An 18,489-nucleotide genomic window follows, 5' to 3' on the forward strand; every position below is an offset into this window, starting at 1 on the left:
GGAGAGCATTATGAAACATACCGTTGTCGATACCACCCGCTGCTTCCGCCCAAAATCCGAAGCCCTTCAACTGCTGATCGATCGCGGCTTTCTGCATCAATGCACGGATCTGGAAGCACTGGACGAAAAACTGCAAGCAGGCCCTATCACCGCATACGCTGGATTTGATGCAACAGCAGACAGCCTGCACGTAGGTCACCTGCTGCCATTAATGGCCATGCGCTGGCTGCAAAAAACCGGACACAAACCAATCTTGTTGGTGGGCGGTGGTACAACCCGAGTTGGTGATCCAAGCTTCCGCAGTGAAAGCCGTCCACTGCTCGATGATGCGCAGATCTCCCACAACCTCGCGGGCATCCGCGCGACCGTAGAGCGTCTCTTTGATCTCTCAGAAGGGCAGGGGCAGATCGTCAACAACGCGGAATGGCTGGACGAGTTCCGCTTCCTCGAATTCCTGCGCGACTTCGGAACCCATTTCACCGTCAACCGCATGATGACCTTCGACAGCGTCCGCTCCCGCTTGGAAGCGCAACAGCCACTATCGGTCCTCGAGTTCTGCTACATGATGCTGCAAGCCGTTGACTTCGTTGAGCTCAACCAACGCTTTGACTGCACACTGCAGATCGGTGGTTCCGATCAATGGGGTAACATCGTCAATGGTGTGGACCTTGGTCGCCGTTCTGGTAGCCAGCTCTTTGGCTTCACGCTGCCACTGCTGACAACAGCCTCCGGCAGCAAAATGGGCAAAACAGCAGAAGGCGCGGTCTGGCTCAACCCATCTCGCCTGTCCAGCTTCGGCTTCTGGCAGTTCTGGCGCAATGCAGACGACGCAGACGTACCGCGCTTCCTGAAGCTCTTCACCGACCTGCCACTGGGAGAAATCGACCGCCTGGCTTCCTTACAGGGGCAAGAGCTGAACGAAGCCAAGAAGATACTGGCAACACAAGTCACCGGCATCGTCCACGGCCTAGCCGCAGCAGAAGCTGCTCTCCAGCAAGGCGAGGCGCTCTTTAGCGGTCAGGAAGACCTCACCCAACCAACCCACGAGTTGCCATTAGCACTCCTCGCCAAACCACTAGGCCTCCTGGACCTGCTGGTAAAAACCGGCTTCGCCACCACCAACAGCGAAGCCCGCCGCCTCATCCGCGGCGGCGGCGTCCGCCTGAACACATCCATCGTTCTGGAAGAAACCCGGGTGATTTCTGAGGGCGACCTAAAGCCGGGTGAGCGGCTAACACTGGCCGTCGGCAAGCGCCGTAAGGCATTGGTTGAGTTTGTGTAAGCAAACTTGATGCGGTCAGATCTGAGCTGACCGCTGAGCCAAGAACTACAGTTCTTCCCCATTCACCATCGACCAATGATGCGGCTGCAGTTCTCGCAGACTTTTGAAGATCAACTGATTGTCCGTGTTGGAGATGGCTGCGAGAACGTCTCCACCCCAATGGACAAGCCGTTCCTGACAAATCCCGCAGGGTGTCAAAACAACAAAGGGGCTGTTCTCATCTTCACGGTAGATACAAAGAGATTGAGTAACGGCCTCATTCAGCTTATGAGCCTCCAAAATGGCGCCAACTTCCATGCAAAGAGACAATCCGTCATTTTTGGTGTCCGGCGCTATACTGGTGAGGATCTTTCCACTGTCAGTCCTGACAGATGCCGCCCCGCCCCATCCTGTAGGATATCGACGCTCAATCAGCAGCTTTGCTTCATCAAATAATGATTGCTCAATGGTCATTTGTAAGATTTTGGGCAGGTTAGAAGTTCAGAGAGACTACTAAGTATATGCGACATAGGGAATGCTTGAGACCATAATTCGTAGACTGATATAATCTTGATTCTCAAATGATTTTTTATTGGGGCTCCTGTGAGTAAATTTTTAACTTTTCTTCCCCTTGCTGAACCAGTTCATTTATCTGAAACCAAACTTTTTAGTGGTGCGACTGGGACCTACTTAGGTCAGCCATTTCTTCTTGAAAGTGTTTCTTCTGATGATCCGGACAAAGAGGCTCGACTTGTGAAAGTAAATGGCTTCATGTTCGTCATCATGAATATGGGTTTTCCGCTCCCTTTTGAATCTTACGAGGAAGCTGTTCAAATTGATAACCTTTGGCCAGAAGCAAAGACGATAATTGACACCAACAAATCACATATAATCCTGAGTGTTTTTGAGAAACCTACATCACCTTGTGACTTGTTAAATGCAGCTAAAGCAATGGCTCTCTTCGCAGCATACTTGTGCGATCTTCTTCCTATTCAAGCCAAACTAACCGCAGATGCCAAAACCGTTGCTTCACCTAAGCAGGTAAGATTAGAAGCCGAGTACCTTGGTCAGGATAATCTGCCGATTTCTTGGACATCCTTTCAATACTTCAATGGAGGTTTGTCACATAGGGGGGATCAAAAGATTGTAACTGTTTCGAATGGCCTGAAGCCCTTTATTGGAAGAGAACTCGAAACTCCAGCAATGGAAGGTGTTACGGAGAAAACATCTGCGTTTCTATTTGACCTTGCCATTTACTTAATCAAAAACGGTCTGATTGTTAAGCACGGTGATACAGTTGGCCAAACAGAAGGGCAGATGATTAAGGTATTTCATAAGCCTTCGGGACTACGAGAAGATACTCCAATTCTTCTTGTGGAGTTTTCTTCAACGGAAGAAGAGGCCTTTAAGGCTGTAGCAGCACAAGAACAAGCGCAACCTGCGCCACTTGTACGTAGACCTCGAAGACCATTCGGTAAACGAAACAGATAGCTCAAAAAAAAGCCCCCGCCGGTGAGGGCAGGGGCCAAGTCATATGGATATGAAGCAGGATCAATGATGAACCCTGTAAATCAGCTAGACCGCTTGCCTGGCTGAAAGAGCTGCAGCGTTAGCGAGGCATCTGAGAACGAACCACCTGACGCAGAGCGTCGACTGGTTCAAGAGCCTTACCACGCTTGACGTGCCAGAATGTCCAGCCATTACAGGCTTGCTGGCCTTGGACGAGCGCACCCACTTTGTGGATCGATCCTGAATGCTCGCCGCAAATCAAAGAACCATCAGCGCGAACTGTGGCTTTGAAACGTCCCCGGGCATCGGTCAGTTCCGCGCCCGGTGTCAACAATCCGGTTTCCAACAGGTTGCCAAACGGAACTCGTGGAAGAGCGCGTTTGCCTTGTGTCATCGCCAGAAAATCGTCGTTGGCTGGTGTCACCCGGTCAATCCGCTCAGAAGCTGCCTTGATGTAGGCATCTTCACGCTCACAGCCCACAAAGTGGCGGCCAAGCTTTTTGGCAACAGCACCGGTGGTGCCGGTTCCAAAGAACGGATCAAGGATCACATCACCCTGATTGGAAGTGGAAAGCAGCACACGGTAGAGCAGGCTTTCCGGCTTCTGTGTTGGATGCACTTTGTCGCCGTTGTCGTCCTTCAAACGCTCATGACCGGTGCAGATAGGCAGCACCCAGTCAGACCGCATCTGAAGGTCGTCGTTAAACGTCTTCATTGCATCGTAGTTAAAGGTCGGCTTGCTCTCCTGTGAAGGGCAGGCCCAGATGAGCGTCTCATGAGCATTCGTAAAACGCTTGCCACGGAAGTTCGGCATCGGATTTGTTTTCAGCCAAACCACATCATTGTTGATCCAGAACCCAAGGTCCTGCATCACCGCACCAACGCGGAAAATGTTGTGATAGGAACCGATAACCCAGATGGACCCGTTTGGCTTCAGCACGCGGCGAACCGCAGTGAGCCATGCACGAGTGAACTCATCGTAAGCTTTAAAGCTGGAGAACTGATCCCAATGATCATCGCAGGCATCTACCTTTGAATGATCTGGTCTGTGCAGGTCTCCGCCCAGCTGTAGGTTGTAAGGGGGATCGGCAAAAACCACATCCACGCTGTTGTCTGGAAGCTTGTTCAAAGCCTCGACACAGTCACCCTTAATAATCGTATCAAGCCACTCTGGCTTGGTGGAAGTATGGGGTGTCATCAGGGACACCCCTTCTTTACGCTTTACTCTCATTGCGACGCAGCACCTCACGCAATTTCTGAGTGCTATGGTTACCGGATATGGTAAACCACTGGTTAACGGTGGATATCTTTTATTCTTTTAGAATCAACGCTTTATTTACAGATCCGAATATTTGTCTCGAAGTTAACTCCTATTAATATTCGGTCGCGGATTCCCTTGGGGTAGAGGTTTATGAGGAGTTAAAATGGCGAAAATGGAGAGCTAAAATATTTTTTTGAGAGTCAAGCTTTTTTGCTGGCTAAAACGAACAAGGTAAACGCACTGCGGGGACAGCGGGCAAATCGGTTAATCAGTGTGGCAGAGCTCCCGTAACGGACAGCGCAAAAAGAAAGCGCGCCACAAAGGACGCGCTTCCCAAATTGCAAATCAGTGTGAGGAGAGGGGCTTACTCAATCCCTATGCAGTTGGCGTAGAAGGTCACTGTCGCTGGCCAGTCAGAGAACACGCCGCTCACCTTCACATCCTGCGCCAGAACATCCAGCAACTCGTAAACGCTGCCTTCGCTGGTGATCGCATCATTGATGCTGCGGTAGTACCAACCACCTTTGTTATGCGACAGCAGGCCGGAGCGCTCCAGCGTCCAGGCGAAGATCTTGATACCCGCCTCATTGGCAGCCTTCGCATAAGCGGAAGGAACGATCTTGCCGTCTTCCAGAGTAACAAGCATCCACAAAGGGGGGGAGATGTAGTTGACGCCCACCTCCTTCAGTTCAGCCATGGATGGCTTGAAACTGGTTGGATCGGATGTATCAAAACCCTGCATGCGGAAGCGACCATCAAGGAACACAGCCTGCTTACCAAACTCTGGCTCATTCTTGATCCAGTAAAGCACATCATCAAGGAAGAACGACTGAGGGTATACGTCAGAGGCTGGAACACCAGCTGCCTTGTACTCATCAATCAGCTTCTGGGCGTAATCTTCCTGAGAGAACCCATCAAACGGCATCTTGACGCTTGGGCGCTTTAACTCCGGCGTAAACTTAGCGCCTTGTGCCTTGAACAACTCAATGGACTGAGCATGGGTCATCAATGTTCCGCCATTACCAGCCGCCGCATAAAGGTCAGTACGCCAGTCGGCTGTGCCTTTCAGGAAGTCCTCAACTATTGTCGCAGTTGGGTCAGAAGCATCCATCTTGCCCTTCAGGCCTTCAAACTCAGCCAGAGTGATCTCTGAGGTTCTGCACTCAGCAGTCGCTTTCTCACCACCCGCAGCCGCGGTAAATGGCTTTACACAGGTGCCAGCCAGATCTGTTGCCAGAATATTGGTGGTGGTTGCCAGATCGTTCTGGGAGTGACGGCAAACCAGCTGCTTGTCTTTGGTGAAGGTGACATCACATTCCTGCACACCAGCGCCCATCACTGCAGCAGCCTGATAAGACTCTAAAGTATGTTCAGGAAACTGCAGCGGCGCACCGCGGTGCCCAATAGAAAAGCTGGAGGTGGTGGCTGGGTTGCCAATGCAGGCCCGCAGTTTTTCCTTCAGCGGGCTCTCCTGCATCTGCTCAACGAGAAAAGCAGGGCGAGGGCCCAGCTGTGCAGCTTGCGCGCTTGCAGTAAAACAAGCGCCTGCCATCAGCCCAAGCGCGGCGGTTCGAACAAAGTGCATAAAAAAGATCCCTCCCGATCATTGAATGCTTTGGTGGTGTGATGCTGAAAAGAGCGTCGTACCTTTCCTCTGAAATCACACCCTTTAATTGGGATGTAGTTTTACAGAATAAACTGAAGGAGATAAGGGTAAATATGTAGTCAGATATCGCAATTCTGTGCGCAGAACTGGATCTGACGTTGCGTGAAAATATCCTCACTCACTAAAAAATAAATCATATTTGTCTGCGGATTGTCTTGACCCTGTCGTAAACATCCCTCAGATATATAGTGACACGAAAGAGGAGAAACCGAACGTGTCGACTATATCCGATAGCGACGTTGTGATGGAAACCCGTTCCATCCGCACGCCTGAAACAATTCCCCCACGATCCTTTAAAGATGCCGCTGAAGCTGTTGAGCACCTGATCTTCCTGTTTGATCGGGCAACGGACTTTTTGCGCGAGAATTTTAAGTCTGCCGCTCAGGGCAGCATGCCGACAAACCGGGTCAGAGCTTTTTATCCGGAACTTCGTTTTGAAATGTCCAGCCACATCCGTGTGGACACCCGCCTGTCCTATGGATTTGTAGCAAGACCTGGCAAATACAAAACCACAATCACCCGGCCTGATTTGTTCAGACACTATCTGGAACACCAGATCGATCTGCTGATCAAGAACCACGGCCTCGAAGTTGAGATCGCTGAGAGTGAACAGCCAATCCCGCTGCACTTCGCATTCTATGATGGCGCCCACGTTGAAGGCGCACTGCCAGACAGCGCAGAACGCACACTGCGTGATGTGTTTGATGTACCAGATCTGGCGGTTATGGATGATGCCATTTCCAACGGCACCTACCGTGCCAAAGATGGCTTTGAGCCTCTGGCCCCATTCACCGCGCCGCGCGTAGATTACTCCCTGCATCGTTTGCAGCACTACACCGCAACGGCACCGCGCTATTTCCAGAACTTCGTGCTCTTCACAAACTATCAGTTCTACATTGATGGCTTTGCGCAGATGGCGAAGGAACTGATCAACGATCCAAACAGCGGCTATGTCGCCTTCGTAGAGCCGGGCAATCTCATCACTTACGCTGGCGATAAAGAACCACGTGAAGGTGTAGCCCCACCACGTCTGCCGCAGATGCCAGCTTATCACCTGCTGCGAGAGGACAACTCTGGTATCACCATGGTGAACATCGGTGTCGGTCCATCCAACGCGAAAACCATCACCGACCACATTGCGGTGCTTCGCCCACATGCCTGGTTGATGCTGGGTCACTGCGCTGGGCTCAGAAGCAGTCAGCAGCTCGGTGACTACGTGCTGGCTCATGGTTACGTCCGCGAAGACAAGGTGCTCGACGCTGATTTGCCAACATGGGTTCCGATCCCACCTCTGGCAGAAGTGCAGGTCGCGCTGGAAGATGCAGTTGAGAAAACCACCGGTTACAGCGGTTATGATCTGAAGCGCGTCATGCGCACAGGCACCGTAGCGTCCATCGACAACCGCAACTGGGAACTGCGCGACCACCGCGAGCCGGTACAGCGCTTCTCCCAGTCCCGCGCCATTGCGTTGGACATGGAGTCCGCAACCATCGCCGCCAACGGCTTCCGCTTCCGCGTTCCATACGGAACCTTGCTCTGCGTCTCAGACAAGCCACTGCATGGTGAGTTGAAACTGCCGGGCATGGCGACAGACTTCTACCGCAAACAGGTGGACCAGCATCTGGAAATCGGCGTGAAGACCATGGAGATCCTGAGAGAGATGCCACTGGAGCGCCTCCATTCTCGAAAACTCCGCAGCTTCATGGAAACCGCTTTCCAATAAGCACCATTTGGCAGCAACAAGAACAAGAAAGCCGGGCTTCAGACCCGGCTTTTTTGTTGTGTGCTTAAATCAACCCACCCGCCTTAAGCGCCTTCTTCATCACTGTTGGCAGAGCTTCCCCTTCAAGCTCATCGGGAGTGGACCACCAGTAGCCCTCTGGCTCTGCGTAGTTCGCTGGAGCCTCCGCCTGCCAGACACTCATTTCTAGATGGAAGTGGGTGAAGGTGTGCTTCACGTCTTTGGCTGTCCGCACCCACTTCGCCTGAATGGGGGCGGCTGTCAGATCTTCCAGCGCAGCGTCATCGGACCAGTGTGTGGTGATTGGCTCACTCATCCCGGCAAGCAAGCCTTTGTCCTCTCGCTTGCGGAGTAGAATGCGTCCCTTGTCATCACTCAGCAGGAAAGCCATGCCCCGTCGTGTCGGCTTCACCTTCTTCGGTGCTTTGCGCGGCAGCGTGTCTGCAATGCCTTGCTTGCGGCCTTCGCAGACCTCCATCCATGGGCAGATGCCACAGGCCGGTGATTTGGGAGTACAGATGGTGGCGCCCAGATCCATCATGGCCTGCGCAAAGTCGCCGGGGCGATCATGGGGCGTCACCTCAGCCATCAGCGGCTTCACCTCAGCCTTGAGGGCAGGGAGCTCGGTCAGCAGGGCGTGGCGGCGCGAAAGCACCCGTTCCACGTTGCCATCCACCACGGCTGCATGTCGTCCAAACGCAATGGTGGAGATCGCCGCAGCGGTGTAAGGACCCACTCCGGGCAGCTTCAAAAGCCGCTCTTCCTCCTCGGGAAAACGTCCATTGTGATGCAATTGGACATATTTTGCACACTTATACAGATTTCTTGCACGGGAATAATAACCAAGCCCAGCCCATGCTTTGAGGATATCTTCCTCCTCCGCATTGGCCATATCTGCAAGTGTTGGCCATGTCTTTATGAAGAGTTCGAAGTAATTTTTTACCGCCGCGACAGTAGTCTGCTGAAGCATGATCTCGGAGAGCCAGACGTGGTAAGGGTCTGGTTTTACACCGGAAAGTATATCAGCAGGAGCTGTTCGCCATGGCAGTTGGCGAGAATTTCTGTCATACCAGTAAAGAAGAACTAGATTATCTTGCATGGTTTTGTGGGTTAACCTTGGTTTTGATCCCTAAATAATTGGGGTTCCCTTGGTAATTCATGGTACCGCGAAAAACGGGACTAAATTAAAACTAATATAAAGCAATGGTCATATATGTGCCTTAATCTAATGGCGTGATGAAGACGATGAAAGCAACTGCGCAAAATCGGGTTCCCAAAAGATCGAGCCATCAGCTAAACGAGCTGATCGGTAAGACGATGCACCCTGTCGCGCGCAAACGCGGATTTGCCAGTGCTGATCTTCTCGCCGCTTGGCCCGAACTTGTCGGCAAGCAGTATCACGGAAAGGTACAGCCCGGTAGGCTTGTCTGGCCAAGAACCAAAAGCTCCGATGGAGAGCCAGTCGCCGAACCTGCAACCCTTCTTGTTCATGCTGATGGTCCCACTGCTTTGTTCTTCACCCATGAAGCGCCGCAACTGCGTGATCGTATAAATGCCTTTTTGGGCTGGAATGCGGTTGGCCGCATCAAGGTTGTGCAGCGCCCAGCTCTCAGAACCAAGAAGATCACACCCAAGCCACTGCGTAAGCTCTCTGAGATCGAAAACCGCCGCATTGAGCAAAAGGTGGCGCATGTTTCTGATGAGCGTTTGAAGAACGCACTAGAGAAGCTTGGCAAGAACCTCATTGCCCGCACACCTGCAGGCAACTCCTGATCCCTCAGCATTTCTTGTATACGTTGGAAAGTGATTACTGGCTCACAACCAGATCATGACCTTTGGCTGTGTAACCCAGCAGCAGGTCTGGGCGCTCCATCAAAAGATAGGCCGTGGTGGTTTCCTGCGCATTACGCAGCTCAATGGTATCCCCATTCACCGCCCAGGCTGTCACACTGCTCAACTCTTCATTGGAACAACCGCTCGTCGCCGCCAGTCCTGAGGGCAGGCCATGGGCTGCCGCAGAAGGGGACGCCACAGCTCCCGCAGCGGATTTGCTAAACTGCACACGGCACGGTGCAACGCTGTTTCCGTTGCCTTCACTCACCACCCAGTTCGTAGAGGTAAGCGCGCCCAGATCTGCTGTGCCCGTATAGATTACGTTTTGAGCTGCAGGTATAGCGGTTGTTTCAATCGTCGTTTCTTGAGTAGTTGTAGGTATAGCTTCGACGAAATCTTCAGATACGGAGGCTTGGCAGGCTATCAGTGGAGTGCTGAGAAGCATTAAGGTAGTCAAGCGCTTCATGGTGTATCCGTATATCTTGTTAGTGAGTTTGCTAAATCTTTAATAACTCATTAATGAGGCAAAAACAAAACAACGCGAAAAATTATTGTTGTTTTCCATGCATAAATTCTGTGGGTATGTATTAGCAGTGCAAATTTAATCATGGCAGATATCTGGAGGCGGATTTCGCCAGTTTGCCGCGAAACAGCGGAAGTCCTTTGTTTTAAACGAAGAAAATCGATTTCTCCCCTAATGCAAACGTCAATCAGGCCGCCTTACCAAAAATTAATATGACTACTCAGGATATTCAGTAGCTTCTGACAAGTATTTGCCATAGTTTCCTGAAAACCAATTGTTGCTGAAAAGCGAGTTGTGGGCATGTGCCGCAAACGGCAGGTGTTCACCAGCTTGTGATCAGAGGTCTAAGGGTAGGAGAGGTTATACTCGCACCCGGCCTCTGGCTGCCACCGCAGTAAAATGCAGTGGGTCAGTAGACAGGGCAACACATAGATAACTTGGGATAGGAAAACGTGACACTCTCTCGCCGTAAGTTTCTTGAGCGCACCAGCGCTCTGACAGCAGCTTCTCTCGCATTTGCCGCTATGCCAACTGTTGCCTCTGCACAGAGCTACTCTGAATCAGACTTGAACCAGGTTGGCCCACTGGGCGAGAAAGTTATTGGCAGCCCGGACGCGCCAGTCACCATCATCGAGTACGCTTCTCTGACCTGTGGCCACTGTGCGAACTTCCACAACACCACATATAAAGAGCTGAAGAAGAAATACATCGACACCGGCAAGGTGCGTTTCATCTTCCGTGAATTCCCGCTGGATACAGTCGCTGCAGCTGGCTTTATGCTTGCGCGCTGTGCACCGGAAGACAAATACTTCGACATTATGACCCTGATGTTCGAACAGCAGCGCAATTGGGCATTTACCAATGATCCGTACTCCGCCCTGTTGAATATGGGTAAGCAGATCGGTTTCACTGAAGATGCTGTAAAGGCTTGCTTGACGAATCAGGAAATACTAGACGGAGTAACTAAGGTTCGTGACTACGGTTCAGAAAAGCTGGGCGTAGATTCAACACCGACCTTCTTTATCAACGGTGAGAAAGTAAGCGGAGCACTCTCTATTGAGGAGTTCAGCAAGTACGTGGATAAGAATCTGTAAGCAAAGCGGGCAGCCCTCAGGGCTGAACAACCTGCTCGCAGATCTATGCGCGTATGATCGCTTACACCCTGTTGTAAGAGTAGGGGGCGCTCTGTGAAGTTCCAGCGCCTCCGCGTCCTTGGGTTCAAATCCTTCGTCGAGCCCATGGAGTTTGTCATTGAAGACGGCCTGACAGGCATTGTCGGGCCCAATGGCTGCGGTAAATCCAATCTCGTTGAAGCGCTGCGCTGGGTTATGGGAGAAAGCTCCTATAAAAACATGCGCGCCTCCGGCATGGATGACGTGATCTTCTCCGGCTCTCTCAATCGCCCAGCACGAAACACCGCAGAAGTCACCCTGTTCCTCGACAATTCTGATCGAACAGCCCCTTCCGGCTATAATGACAGTGACACGTTGGAAGTTACCCGCCGTATTGAGCGCGAAGCGGGTTCAGTTTACAAAATCAATGGCAAGGACGCCCGAGCCCGCGATGTCCAGCTGCTCTTTGCTGACGCTTCCACCGGCGCACGCTCCCCGGCCATGGTCCGACAGGGGCAGATCGGCGAGCTGATCTCATCCAAGCCAACCTCTCGCCGCAAGATCCTCGAAGAAGCCGCTGGCATTTCCGGCCTGCACAGCCGCCGCAAAGAAGCAGAGATCCGTCTGCGCGCCGCCGAAACCAATCTGGAACGTCTGGAAGATGTGGTCGTGCAGATCGAAGGGCAGCTCGACGGCCTGAAGCGTCAGGCCCGGCAGGCAACCCGTTACCGCAATCTATCCTCCGAGATCCGCAAAGCAGAAGCGACCATCCTGTACCTGCGCTGGCATGAAGCCACGGCTGCGCTGGACGCTGCCCGCAAACAGTACGCTGAAGCCGAAATCGGCATGCGCGACATTGCTGGCCTGCAAGCCTCCACCGCCAAAGAACAAGCATTGGCCGCCCACGAAATCCCTAAGCTGCGAGAAGCCGCAGGCGGGGCCGCCGCCGCGCTCCAGCATCTCATCATCGCCAAGAACGATCTGGAATCTGAAGACCGTCGCATCAAGGAAAAGCTGGTCGACCTTCAGGCCCGCCTTGCTCAGATGGAGCAGGACATCGAACGCGAAGCCCAGCTCGCCAGCGAAAACGCCAGCCATCTGGAAGAGCTGGAAGAGGAAAAGCAGGAGCTGCTTGAAGCTGCTGAGACTATGGATGAGCGTGCTGCAGAGGCGGAAGAGCTGGTCCTGATCGCAGAAGACAACCTCGATGCCAGCGAGATGAAGCACTCGCGCATCACGCAGGACCACGCCAGCCTCCTCGCCAAGCACACGCAGCTGGAAAACCAGATCTCCGGCATCCGCCAGAAAACCGCGCGCTTTAAAGAAGAGGCAGACCGCTTCAAAGGCCAGTTGGAAGCAGTCGAGGCAGATATCAAAGCCGCTAGTGGTCCAAGCAACAAACGCGAAGAGCTGGAAATGGCTCTGGAAGAACTGGCCGAGGCGGAAGAAAGTGCTGTTGAAGCGGAAGAGCTGCTGGCAACAGCTCGCGAGACAGAGAACAACTGCCGCAACCCATTAAATGAAGCGCATTCAGCTCTCTCCAGATATGAGACAGAGGCCAAAACCCTTCAGGCGGTCCTGTCCGCCGGTCAAAGTGGCGATTGGACACCCGCTGTAGATAAGATGAGCGTCAGCCCAGGCTGGGAGACTGCGCTGGGGGCTGCGTTGGGCGAAGACCTTGATGCGGCAATGGAAGATGCTGCACCGGTTCACTGGAGCCTGAACGCACTACAGGACAGCGACCCGAGCCTGCCTGCTGCGGCCGAACCACTCTCTGCCTATGTGGAAGCACCACAGGAACTGGCTCGCCGCCTTGCACAGGTCGGTCTCGTCGATGCTGAACACGGCTCAGCTTTGATGAAGCAGCTCAAAGTCGGTCAACGACTGGTGAGCAAGCAGGGCGACCTCTGGCGCTGGGATGGCTTGATCGTTGCAGCAGACGCCCCAACCCCAGCCGCACAACGCCTCGCCCAAAGAAACCGCCTTGCCGAACTGGAAGATCTGGTGGAGCAGACGCGGGATCTGGTGGAAGAGAAAAAGGCGGCTCTGGAAGAAGCCACAGAGCAGCGCCGTCGGGCTGAAGTGGCTGAGCAGGACATGCGCCAGAAACTGCGCCTTGAGCAGTCCCGCATCGTGGCTCTGCGCGAGGAGCTGGCTACTGCTGAGCGGGCTCTGACAGAACTTTCCGTGCGCAAAACAACGCTGGAAGAACAGCTCCGCCGCGCCAACGAAGATTACGAAGAGACTGCTGCGTCCCTCGAAGAGGCCGAAAGCGCTCTCGACGAGCTGCAAGATATCGAAGGCATTTCAGCCGAACTGGAAAATGCCGCCAAAGATGTTTCCAACTGCCGCAGCAAACTTGCCGAGGCCAAAGGCGCCACCGATGCCCTGAAGCGGGAAGGGGAGCTGCGCGCCAAGCGTCTGGAAACCATCGAACGAGATCGCCAGAACTGGGTCCAGCGAGCTCAGAACGCGGACAAGCAAATCTCCGTTCTCCGCCAACGCCGCGATGATGCCGCCGAAGAACGCCTCATCCTGCTGGAAAGCCCGGAAGAGATCGAGCTCAAGCGTCAGGATCTGCTGAGCAATCTGGCAACAGCAGACGATGCCCGCAAGGCCGCCGACGACAAACTGGCTGAAGGCGAAAAGCGCCAACTGATCGCGGATCAAAAAGCCCGCGAAGCCATGGAAGGCCTCTCCGGTGCCCGCGAACGAAAAATCCGTGCGGAGGAACGCCTCGAAGCGGCCAAGGAACGCCGCAGTGAAATTGAGCGCCGCGTGGATGAAGCTCTGGAAGTGAACGTCTCCCGCCTGCATGAGATGGCAGGCCTGTCACCGGAAGCACCATTGCCGGATGCTGAAGCCGCGGAGCGTAAACTCGATCGCCTGAAAGCCGAGCGTGAACGACTGGGCGGTGTAAACCTGCGTGCCGATGAGGAAATGCAGGAAATCACGGAGCAAAGAGACACCCTGATCACCGAAAGAGACGACCTGATTGAGGCAATCAGGAAGTTGCGCACAGGAATCATGAATCTCAACAAGGAAGCGCGCGAGCGACTCCTGAGCTCTTTTGATCAGGTCAACGACCACTTCAAGCGTTTATTCACACACTTGTTTGGTGGCGGCACAGCAGAGCTGAAACTGGTGGATGCGGAAGACCCGCTGGACGCTGGTCTGGAGATCTTCGCCCGCCCACCAGGCAAGAAGCCACAGACCATGACCCTTCTCTCAGGTGGGGAGCAGGCACTCACCGCCATGGCGCTCATATTCGCAGTTTTCCTTACGAATCCGGCTCCAATTTGCGTTCTGGACGAGGTTGACGCTCCGTTGGATGATGCCAACGTGGAGCGATATTGCGCTTTGCTGGAGAACATGGCGCAAAACACAGAGACCCGATTCACGGTCATCACACACAACCCGATCACCATGGCGCGCATGTCCAGATTGTTCGGTGTAACCATGGCTGAAAGAGGGGTTTCTCAGCTCGTATCAGTAGATCTTGAGACGGCTGAACGATTCACAGAAGAGGCCTAAAATAGGGTACAATACGGCCTTGAAAGTATCCTTTATACGTATTCTCTGTTAGAAACTCTGAAAAATACTTAAATATCAGTTATTTAGCTTAAGTAGCTCTAACCTTGACAGTGCAGATCACGAGCATTATGGTGCCCCCGACTTTCAGGGGCGTCCGTGTCTTTGAGCTATCTGCTGCTATGAAGGAAGAATGTTGATGTCTCCTGAAGAGAATAAGCAGAAGAAAAAAGACATGAAAGAAACTGATCGTCACCTGTCTGAGCGGCTAGAAAAGCTTGGCAAAACGCTGGATACACACTTGGACGAAGCCTCTGCTAAAGAGGAACCGAACAAGACCGGCGCGATGGCGGGCCTATCACAGGCTTGGAAGATGTCTTCCGAGTTTATTGCTGCGATCTTTGTCGGGGGGGCACTCGGCTGGATGGCGGATAGCTGGCTCGGGACCAAGCCGTGGGGGATGATTATTCTCCTGATGCTTGGCTTCGCAGCGGGAATATTAAACGTCCTTCGGGAGGCGGGCAAAGTCGCTCCACCTGAAAGACGGATGAATTCCGGCAAGAAGCAGGACTAACTAATTCATCGCGCTCTTGCGCTCGTAAATTGGCACTTCAGGGGTACTACCTGTGGCTGGAAATTCAGGCAACGCGATCGATCCGATCCACCAGTTTCATATCTCCAAGATCTTTCCTGTGGAGATTGGCGGTGTTGATTTCTCCTTTACCAACGCTTCCTTGTTCATGGTTGTCACCGTCGCTGTAGCGACCTTGTTCCTCGTTCTGTCTACCAACAGACGTGGTCTGGTCCCTAGCCGCGCTCAACTCATGGCGGAAATGTCCTACGAGTTTGTTGCTGCCACATTGCGAGGATCAGCAGGCAATGACGGAATGCGGTTCTTCCCGCTCGTCTTCTCCCTGTTCATGTTCGTCTTCGTTGCAAACATGCTCGGGATGTTCCCATACTTCTTCACCGTTACAAGTCAGATCATCGTGACATTTGCACTCGCAATGCTCGTGATTGGCACTGTAACGATCTACGGTTTCTTCAAGCACGGTGTTGGCTTCCTTAAGCTGTTCGTCCCAAGCGGCGTTCCGGCAGGGGTTGTTCCTCTCGTCTCCGCGATTGAAGTAATCTCTTTCCTTTCCCGTCCAGTTAGCTTGTCCGTTCGTCTGTTCGCAAACATGCTTGCTGGTCACATCACTCTGAAGGTTTTCGCAGGCTTCGTGGTAATGCTCACTGGTGCAGGTGCTGTCGGCATCGCATCCGCGGTCTTGCCTCTGGCTCTCACAGTTGCCATCACGGCTCTTGAGTTCCTTGTGGCCTTCCTTCAGGCCTACGTCTTTACCGTTCTTACCTGCATGTATCTTGCAGACGCGCTTCATCCGAGCCACTAAGTAACGTGTAGAATCCGGGTATCAAACCCAAAACAAAGTCATAGACGAATTTGCTAGTTTAGGAGCACTTGTCATGGAAGCAGAAGCAGCAAAATACATTGGTGCCGGTATCGCCTGCCTTGGTATGGGTGGTGCAGCTCTCGGTCTTGGTAACATCTTCGGCAACTTCCTTGCCGGCGCACTGCGCAACCCATCTGCTGCAGATGGACAGTTCGGCCGCCTCATCCTCGGCTTTGCTGTGACCGAAGCTCTCGGCATCTTCTCCCTTCTCGTCGCACTTCTGCTGCTGTTCGCAGTATAATCGACAGAAAGATTAGAGCGTTTTATGCGTGACGGTTCTTAAGCCTTAAGAACCGTCTCCAAACCATAAAACGTTACGAAGAGCGTTCACGGAGAAGTTGATGTCGAATACTCAAGGCAACCTGAATACAACTGCCGAAGTTGGCATTGTAGAGGATGGCGGTAGCTTTCCTCCGTTCGACAGCACGACTTTCCCGTCTCAGCTGTTGTGGTTGGTTCTTTCCTTCGGCGTTTTCTACTGGGTAATGTCGAAAGTGGTCCTGCCACGCATCGGCGGTATCCTCGAAGATCGTCGCGATCGCATCGCAGGTGACATGGCTGAAGCATCCCGTCTCAAACAAGAGACAGATGAAGCCATCGCATCCTACGAAAGTGCTCTTGCCGACGCGCGCAAAAAAGCCACCACCATGGCTCATGATGCACGCTCAAAGGTAAAAGCAGAAACAGAAGGCGCCCGCGCAGCAGCTGAAGAGCAGCTGGCAGCTAAGCTTTCCGAATCTGAACAGAGCATCTCCAAGATCAAAGCTGAAAGCCTGTCACATGTTGGCGAAATCGCCGCTGAGACAACAGGCGAGCTTGTGAAGGCACTTATCGGTGGCCGCGCTCCAGCAAAAGCTGAAGTTGCCAAAGCCGTTGATGCTGCACTTAAGTAAGGGGTGACAGAATGTTCGATGCAAGCCTTTGGGCACTCGTTGGTCTCATCCTCTTCTTTGTCCTGCTGTGGTACCTGAAAGTACCTGGCAAGATTGGTGCAATGCTTGACCAGCAAGCGGACAACATCAAGCAAGAGCTTGAAGGCGCCCGTAAGCTGCGTGAAGAAGCTCAGGCTCTGATGGCCGAGTACCAGCGCAAGCGCAAAGAGGCTGAAGCCGAAGCCGAGCAGATCGTTGCTGACGCAAAAGTCGAAGCTGATCGTCTGGCTGATGAAGCCAAGGCAGCTCTCGAAGAGATGATTGCACGTCGCACCAAAGCAGCTGAAGCGAAAATCGCTCAGGCTGAAGCAAATGCGATTGCAGAAGTTCGCTCCCGCGCTGCAGATGTTGCAGTTCAGGCAGCTGAAACCATTGTCGCTTCCAGCGCTGCAAAAGCAGAAGTTCAGGATAAGGTGCTCAAGCAGAGCATCAAACAGGTTTCTGATAGCCTGAATTAATCCTCAGAACTTCTGAAAAGAACACCAAAAAGGCTTCCGATCTTCGGGAGCCTTTTCTTTTTGTCCGGGCATCAAGCCGTTTCAGTCTTTCCCGGCAGTTTCCTTAGACGTGCCATTCAGCCAGACCCAACCGTTCAGAACTATCAACCTTGATTGGCAGCGGGCTATCATCAGGTTGGTGCATCAAGACAACATCCGCCTCTGTACAATGCGTCAGCATCGCGATGATGTTGCCGGTGCTGAAAGCATCCGCATGAATGGTGTTGCCCGGAACCAGAATGCCGCTGCCATGCGGTACAAGGAAGTTGGTCATGGCAAACTGATCTTCTTCAAGCTGCTTCCCGATTGTAATGACAATCTCGCTCTGCTCTGACGCTGGCATGAACACATGCGGAAAGTCATGTGTCTCAATAAAGAAGCCATTGGCCACATCCAGTCTGTACTGCGGATAGGCTTTCCCAAACTCATATTCGACAGCATTCAGATTGCCGTCAAACTTCAGCGGGATGGTCTGTCCTTCATCGAAGATCCTCACGCCAAACGCTGCTGCAATATCATCACGGTTTGGGCTTGCTGGCGTGACAAGTGGGATCTCCAGGCTCGTCTCAGCAGAGGCGAAGAGACCGCTCGCACCAAAGACATTGCCGGGTGCTGGGACCTGTACCGTGGACGCATCCAGCCATCGCCCTTCGGTCTTCAGATAAGAACTGTCAGGAAGGGATTTGATAGCATCAGTACTCGAAGTAATAGCCTTATGCGTCTCAGACGTTTCCTGAGCCGGACTAGCACCTGTGAGAAACGGGGCACGCGCTGAGAGCACAGCATCTTTGCCGCTTTCAACGACGCTGTGCAGAGCGTGTGTGGTCATGCCGAGCTTGTCACCCACCGTGCGATGAACAGAGACAGCAGCCAGACTTGAATCCACCTGATGCTCGGGGATCGCTGGGTTGTACTTGACCGTGATACCCAGATCCCCAAGATGACGCTCCTTATAGCTTTCTTGAAGATCAGCGGGCCTGTTCGCTTGCTGAACGGCTTGAGGCTGAACAGGAACATTCACCTGAGGGGCTGCACTCGTGATAGTAGGCATATCGCTCTCCTTAACTTAGAGTTGTAACCCCATCAGAATGCGAGCTGCGACTAAAACCCGATGTGCTGAAATGAACATCAGAACGGGAAAGTGACCTAAGGGCATTCAACTCTGCGTT

General features: G+C 53.0%; 17 protein-coding genes. 11 read left to right on the forward strand and 6 right to left on the reverse strand.

All coding sequences use genetic code 11. From position 1 onward, the window contains the following. Positions 1–10: 10 nt before the first annotated feature. Entirely contained in the window at positions 11–1,282 is a 1,272-nt protein-coding gene (gene tyrS, locus PSE_RS07660; protein ID WP_014284333.1) for a tyrosine--tRNA ligase, read from the forward strand. A 45-nt stretch (positions 1,283–1,327) separates the two neighbouring features. On the opposite strand, the gene PSE_RS07665 is transcribed toward tyrS, so the two are convergent. After that, positions 1,328–1,735, reverse strand: coding sequence for a cytidine deaminase (locus tag PSE_RS07665; RefSeq protein WP_014284334.1), 408 nt, complete (start codon positions 1,733–1,735; stop codon positions 1,328–1,330). A gap of 129 nt (positions 1,736–1,864) precedes the next feature. On the opposite strand from PSE_RS07665, the gene PSE_RS07670 reads away from it, so the two are divergent. Next, positions 1,865–2,752 (forward strand): DUF4261 domain-containing protein, encoded by an 888-nt coding sequence (locus PSE_RS07670; protein WP_014284335.1) that lies wholly within the window; start codon positions 1,865–1,867, stop codon positions 2,750–2,752. A 118-nt stretch (positions 2,753–2,870) separates the two neighbouring features. Here PSE_RS07670 and PSE_RS07675 read toward each other — a convergent pair whose 3' ends face one another. After that, on the reverse strand, positions 2,871–3,968 hold the full coding sequence (locus PSE_RS07675) for a site-specific DNA-methyltransferase (RefSeq protein WP_008549896.1): 1,098 nt from the start codon (positions 3,966–3,968) through the stop codon (positions 2,871–2,873). Between the two features lie 427 nt (positions 3,969–4,395). Next, on the reverse strand, positions 4,396–5,616 hold the full coding sequence (locus PSE_RS07680; protein WP_014284337.1) for a glycerophosphodiester phosphodiesterase family protein: 1,221 nt from the start codon (positions 5,614–5,616) through the stop codon (positions 4,396–4,398). A 325-nt stretch (positions 5,617–5,941) separates the two neighbouring features. Here PSE_RS07680 and PSE_RS07685 point away from each other — a divergent pair, with 325 nt between their 5' ends. Then, positions 5,942–7,420: an AMP nucleosidase gene (locus PSE_RS07685; RefSeq protein WP_014284338.1), complete on the forward strand. Its 1,479-nt coding sequence runs from the start codon at positions 5,942–5,944 to the stop codon at positions 7,418–7,420. A gap of 64 nt (positions 7,421–7,484) precedes the next feature. On the opposite strand, the gene mutY is transcribed toward PSE_RS07685, so the two are convergent. Beyond that, positions 7,485–8,537, reverse strand: coding sequence for an A/G-specific adenine glycosylase (gene mutY, locus PSE_RS07690; protein WP_014284339.1), 1,053 nt, complete (start codon positions 8,535–8,537; stop codon positions 7,485–7,487). Positions 8,538–8,674: 137 nt separating this feature from the next. On the opposite strand from mutY, the gene PSE_RS07695 reads away from it, so the two are divergent. Continuing rightward, positions 8,675–9,211, forward strand: coding sequence for a DUF721 domain-containing protein (locus tag PSE_RS07695; RefSeq protein ID WP_014284340.1), 537 nt, complete (start codon positions 8,675–8,677; stop codon positions 9,209–9,211). 34 nt (positions 9,212–9,245) lie between these two features. Here PSE_RS07695 and PSE_RS07700 read toward each other — a convergent pair whose 3' ends face one another. Beyond that, a complete protein-coding gene (locus PSE_RS07700; protein ID WP_148266108.1) occupies positions 9,246–9,737 on the reverse strand; it encodes a hypothetical protein in 492 nt (163 codons plus the stop codon). A gap of 509 nt (positions 9,738–10,246) precedes the next feature. On the opposite strand from PSE_RS07700, the gene PSE_RS07705 reads away from it, so the two are divergent. From PSE_RS07705 to PSE_RS07735, 7 genes are all read left to right on the forward strand, one after another. After that, positions 10,247–10,888: a DsbA family protein gene (locus tag PSE_RS07705; RefSeq protein WP_008550064.1), complete on the forward strand. Its 642-nt coding sequence runs from the start codon at positions 10,247–10,249 to the stop codon at positions 10,886–10,888. Positions 10,889–10,981: 93 nt separating this feature from the next. After that, positions 10,982–14,440 carry a chromosome segregation protein SMC gene (smc, locus tag PSE_RS07710; RefSeq protein WP_014284342.1) on the forward strand — a complete coding sequence of 1,153 codons (3,459 nt, stop codon included), beginning with the start codon at positions 10,982–10,984 and terminating at the stop codon, positions 14,438–14,440. 196 nt (positions 14,441–14,636) lie between these two features. Beyond that, on the forward strand, positions 14,637–15,011 hold the full coding sequence (locus PSE_RS07715) for an AtpZ/AtpI family protein (RefSeq protein ID WP_008549670.1): 375 nt from the start codon (positions 14,637–14,639) through the stop codon (positions 15,009–15,011). 52 nt (positions 15,012–15,063) lie between these two features. Beyond that, on the forward strand, positions 15,064–15,831 hold the full coding sequence (locus PSE_RS07720) for a F0F1 ATP synthase subunit A (RefSeq protein WP_008549614.1): 768 nt from the start codon (positions 15,064–15,066) through the stop codon (positions 15,829–15,831). A gap of 73 nt (positions 15,832–15,904) precedes the next feature. Beyond that, positions 15,905–16,132, forward strand: coding sequence for a F0F1 ATP synthase subunit C (locus tag PSE_RS07725; protein WP_008549639.1), 228 nt, complete (start codon positions 15,905–15,907; stop codon positions 16,130–16,132). A 100-nt stretch (positions 16,133–16,232) separates the two neighbouring features. After that, complete coding sequence (locus PSE_RS07730) at positions 16,233–16,784, forward strand: F0F1 ATP synthase subunit B (RefSeq protein ID WP_014284344.1); 552 nt, start codon at positions 16,233–16,235, stop codon at positions 16,782–16,784. A gap of 11 nt (positions 16,785–16,795) precedes the next feature. Then, positions 16,796–17,281: a F0F1 ATP synthase subunit B gene (locus PSE_RS07735; RefSeq protein ID WP_008549616.1), complete on the forward strand. Its 486-nt coding sequence runs from the start codon at positions 16,796–16,798 to the stop codon at positions 17,279–17,281. Positions 17,282–17,384: 103 nt separating this feature from the next. Here the strand turns inward: PSE_RS07735 and PSE_RS07740 are convergent, their stop codons facing one another. After that, positions 17,385–18,371 (reverse strand): hypothetical protein, encoded by a 987-nt coding sequence (locus PSE_RS07740; protein WP_014284345.1) that lies wholly within the window; start codon positions 18,369–18,371, stop codon positions 17,385–17,387. Between the last annotated feature and the right edge of the window lie 118 nt (positions 18,372–18,489).

Source organism: Pseudovibrio sp. FO-BEG1 (assembly GCF_000236645.1).
In the GTDB taxonomy this organism is placed as follows: Bacteria; Pseudomonadota; Alphaproteobacteria; order Rhizobiales; family Stappiaceae; genus Pseudovibrio.

What these genes read in the sequence shown, in the direction of transcription:
- PSE_RS07725 (WP_008549639.1), top strand. Translation starts at nt 15,905, where the DNA reads ATGGAAGCAGAAGCAGCAAAATACATTGGTGCCGGTATCGCCTGCCTT.
- tyrS (WP_014284333.1), top strand. Translation starts at nt 11, where the DNA reads ATGAAACATACCGTTGTCGATACCACCCGCTGCTTCCGCCCAAAATCC.
- mutY (WP_014284339.1), bottom strand. Translation starts at nt 8,537, where the DNA reads ATGCAAGATAATCTAGTTCTTCTTTACTGGTATGACAGAAATTCTCGC.
- PSE_RS07700 (WP_148266108.1), bottom strand. Translation starts at nt 9,737, where the DNA reads ATGAAGCGCTTGACTACCTTAATGCTTCTCAGCACTCCACTGATAGCC.
- PSE_RS07730 (WP_014284344.1), top strand. Translation starts at nt 16,233, where the DNA reads ATGTCGAATACTCAAGGCAACCTGAATACAACTGCCGAAGTTGGCATT.
- PSE_RS07675 (WP_008549896.1), bottom strand. Translation starts at nt 3,968, where the DNA reads ATGACACCCCATACTTCCACCAAGCCAGAGTGGCTTGATACGATTATT.
- PSE_RS07715 (WP_008549670.1), top strand. Translation starts at nt 14,637, where the DNA reads ATGTCTCCTGAAGAGAATAAGCAGAAGAAAAAAGACATGAAAGAAACT.
- PSE_RS07685 (WP_014284338.1), top strand. Translation starts at nt 5,942, where the DNA reads ATGGAAACCCGTTCCATCCGCACGCCTGAAACAATTCCCCCACGATCC.
- PSE_RS07695 (WP_014284340.1), top strand. Translation starts at nt 8,675, where the DNA reads ATGAAGACGATGAAAGCAACTGCGCAAAATCGGGTTCCCAAAAGATCG.
- PSE_RS07680 (WP_014284337.1), bottom strand. Translation starts at nt 5,616, where the DNA reads ATGCACTTTGTTCGAACCGCCGCGCTTGGGCTGATGGCAGGCGCTTGT.
- PSE_RS07665 (WP_014284334.1), bottom strand. Translation starts at nt 1,735, where the DNA reads ATGACCATTGAGCAATCATTATTTGATGAAGCAAAGCTGCTGATTGAG.
- PSE_RS07735 (WP_008549616.1), top strand. Translation starts at nt 16,796, where the DNA reads ATGTTCGATGCAAGCCTTTGGGCACTCGTTGGTCTCATCCTCTTCTTT.
- PSE_RS07740 (WP_014284345.1), bottom strand. Translation starts at nt 18,371, where the DNA reads ATGCCTACTATCACGAGTGCAGCCCCTCAGGTGAATGTTCCTGTTCAG.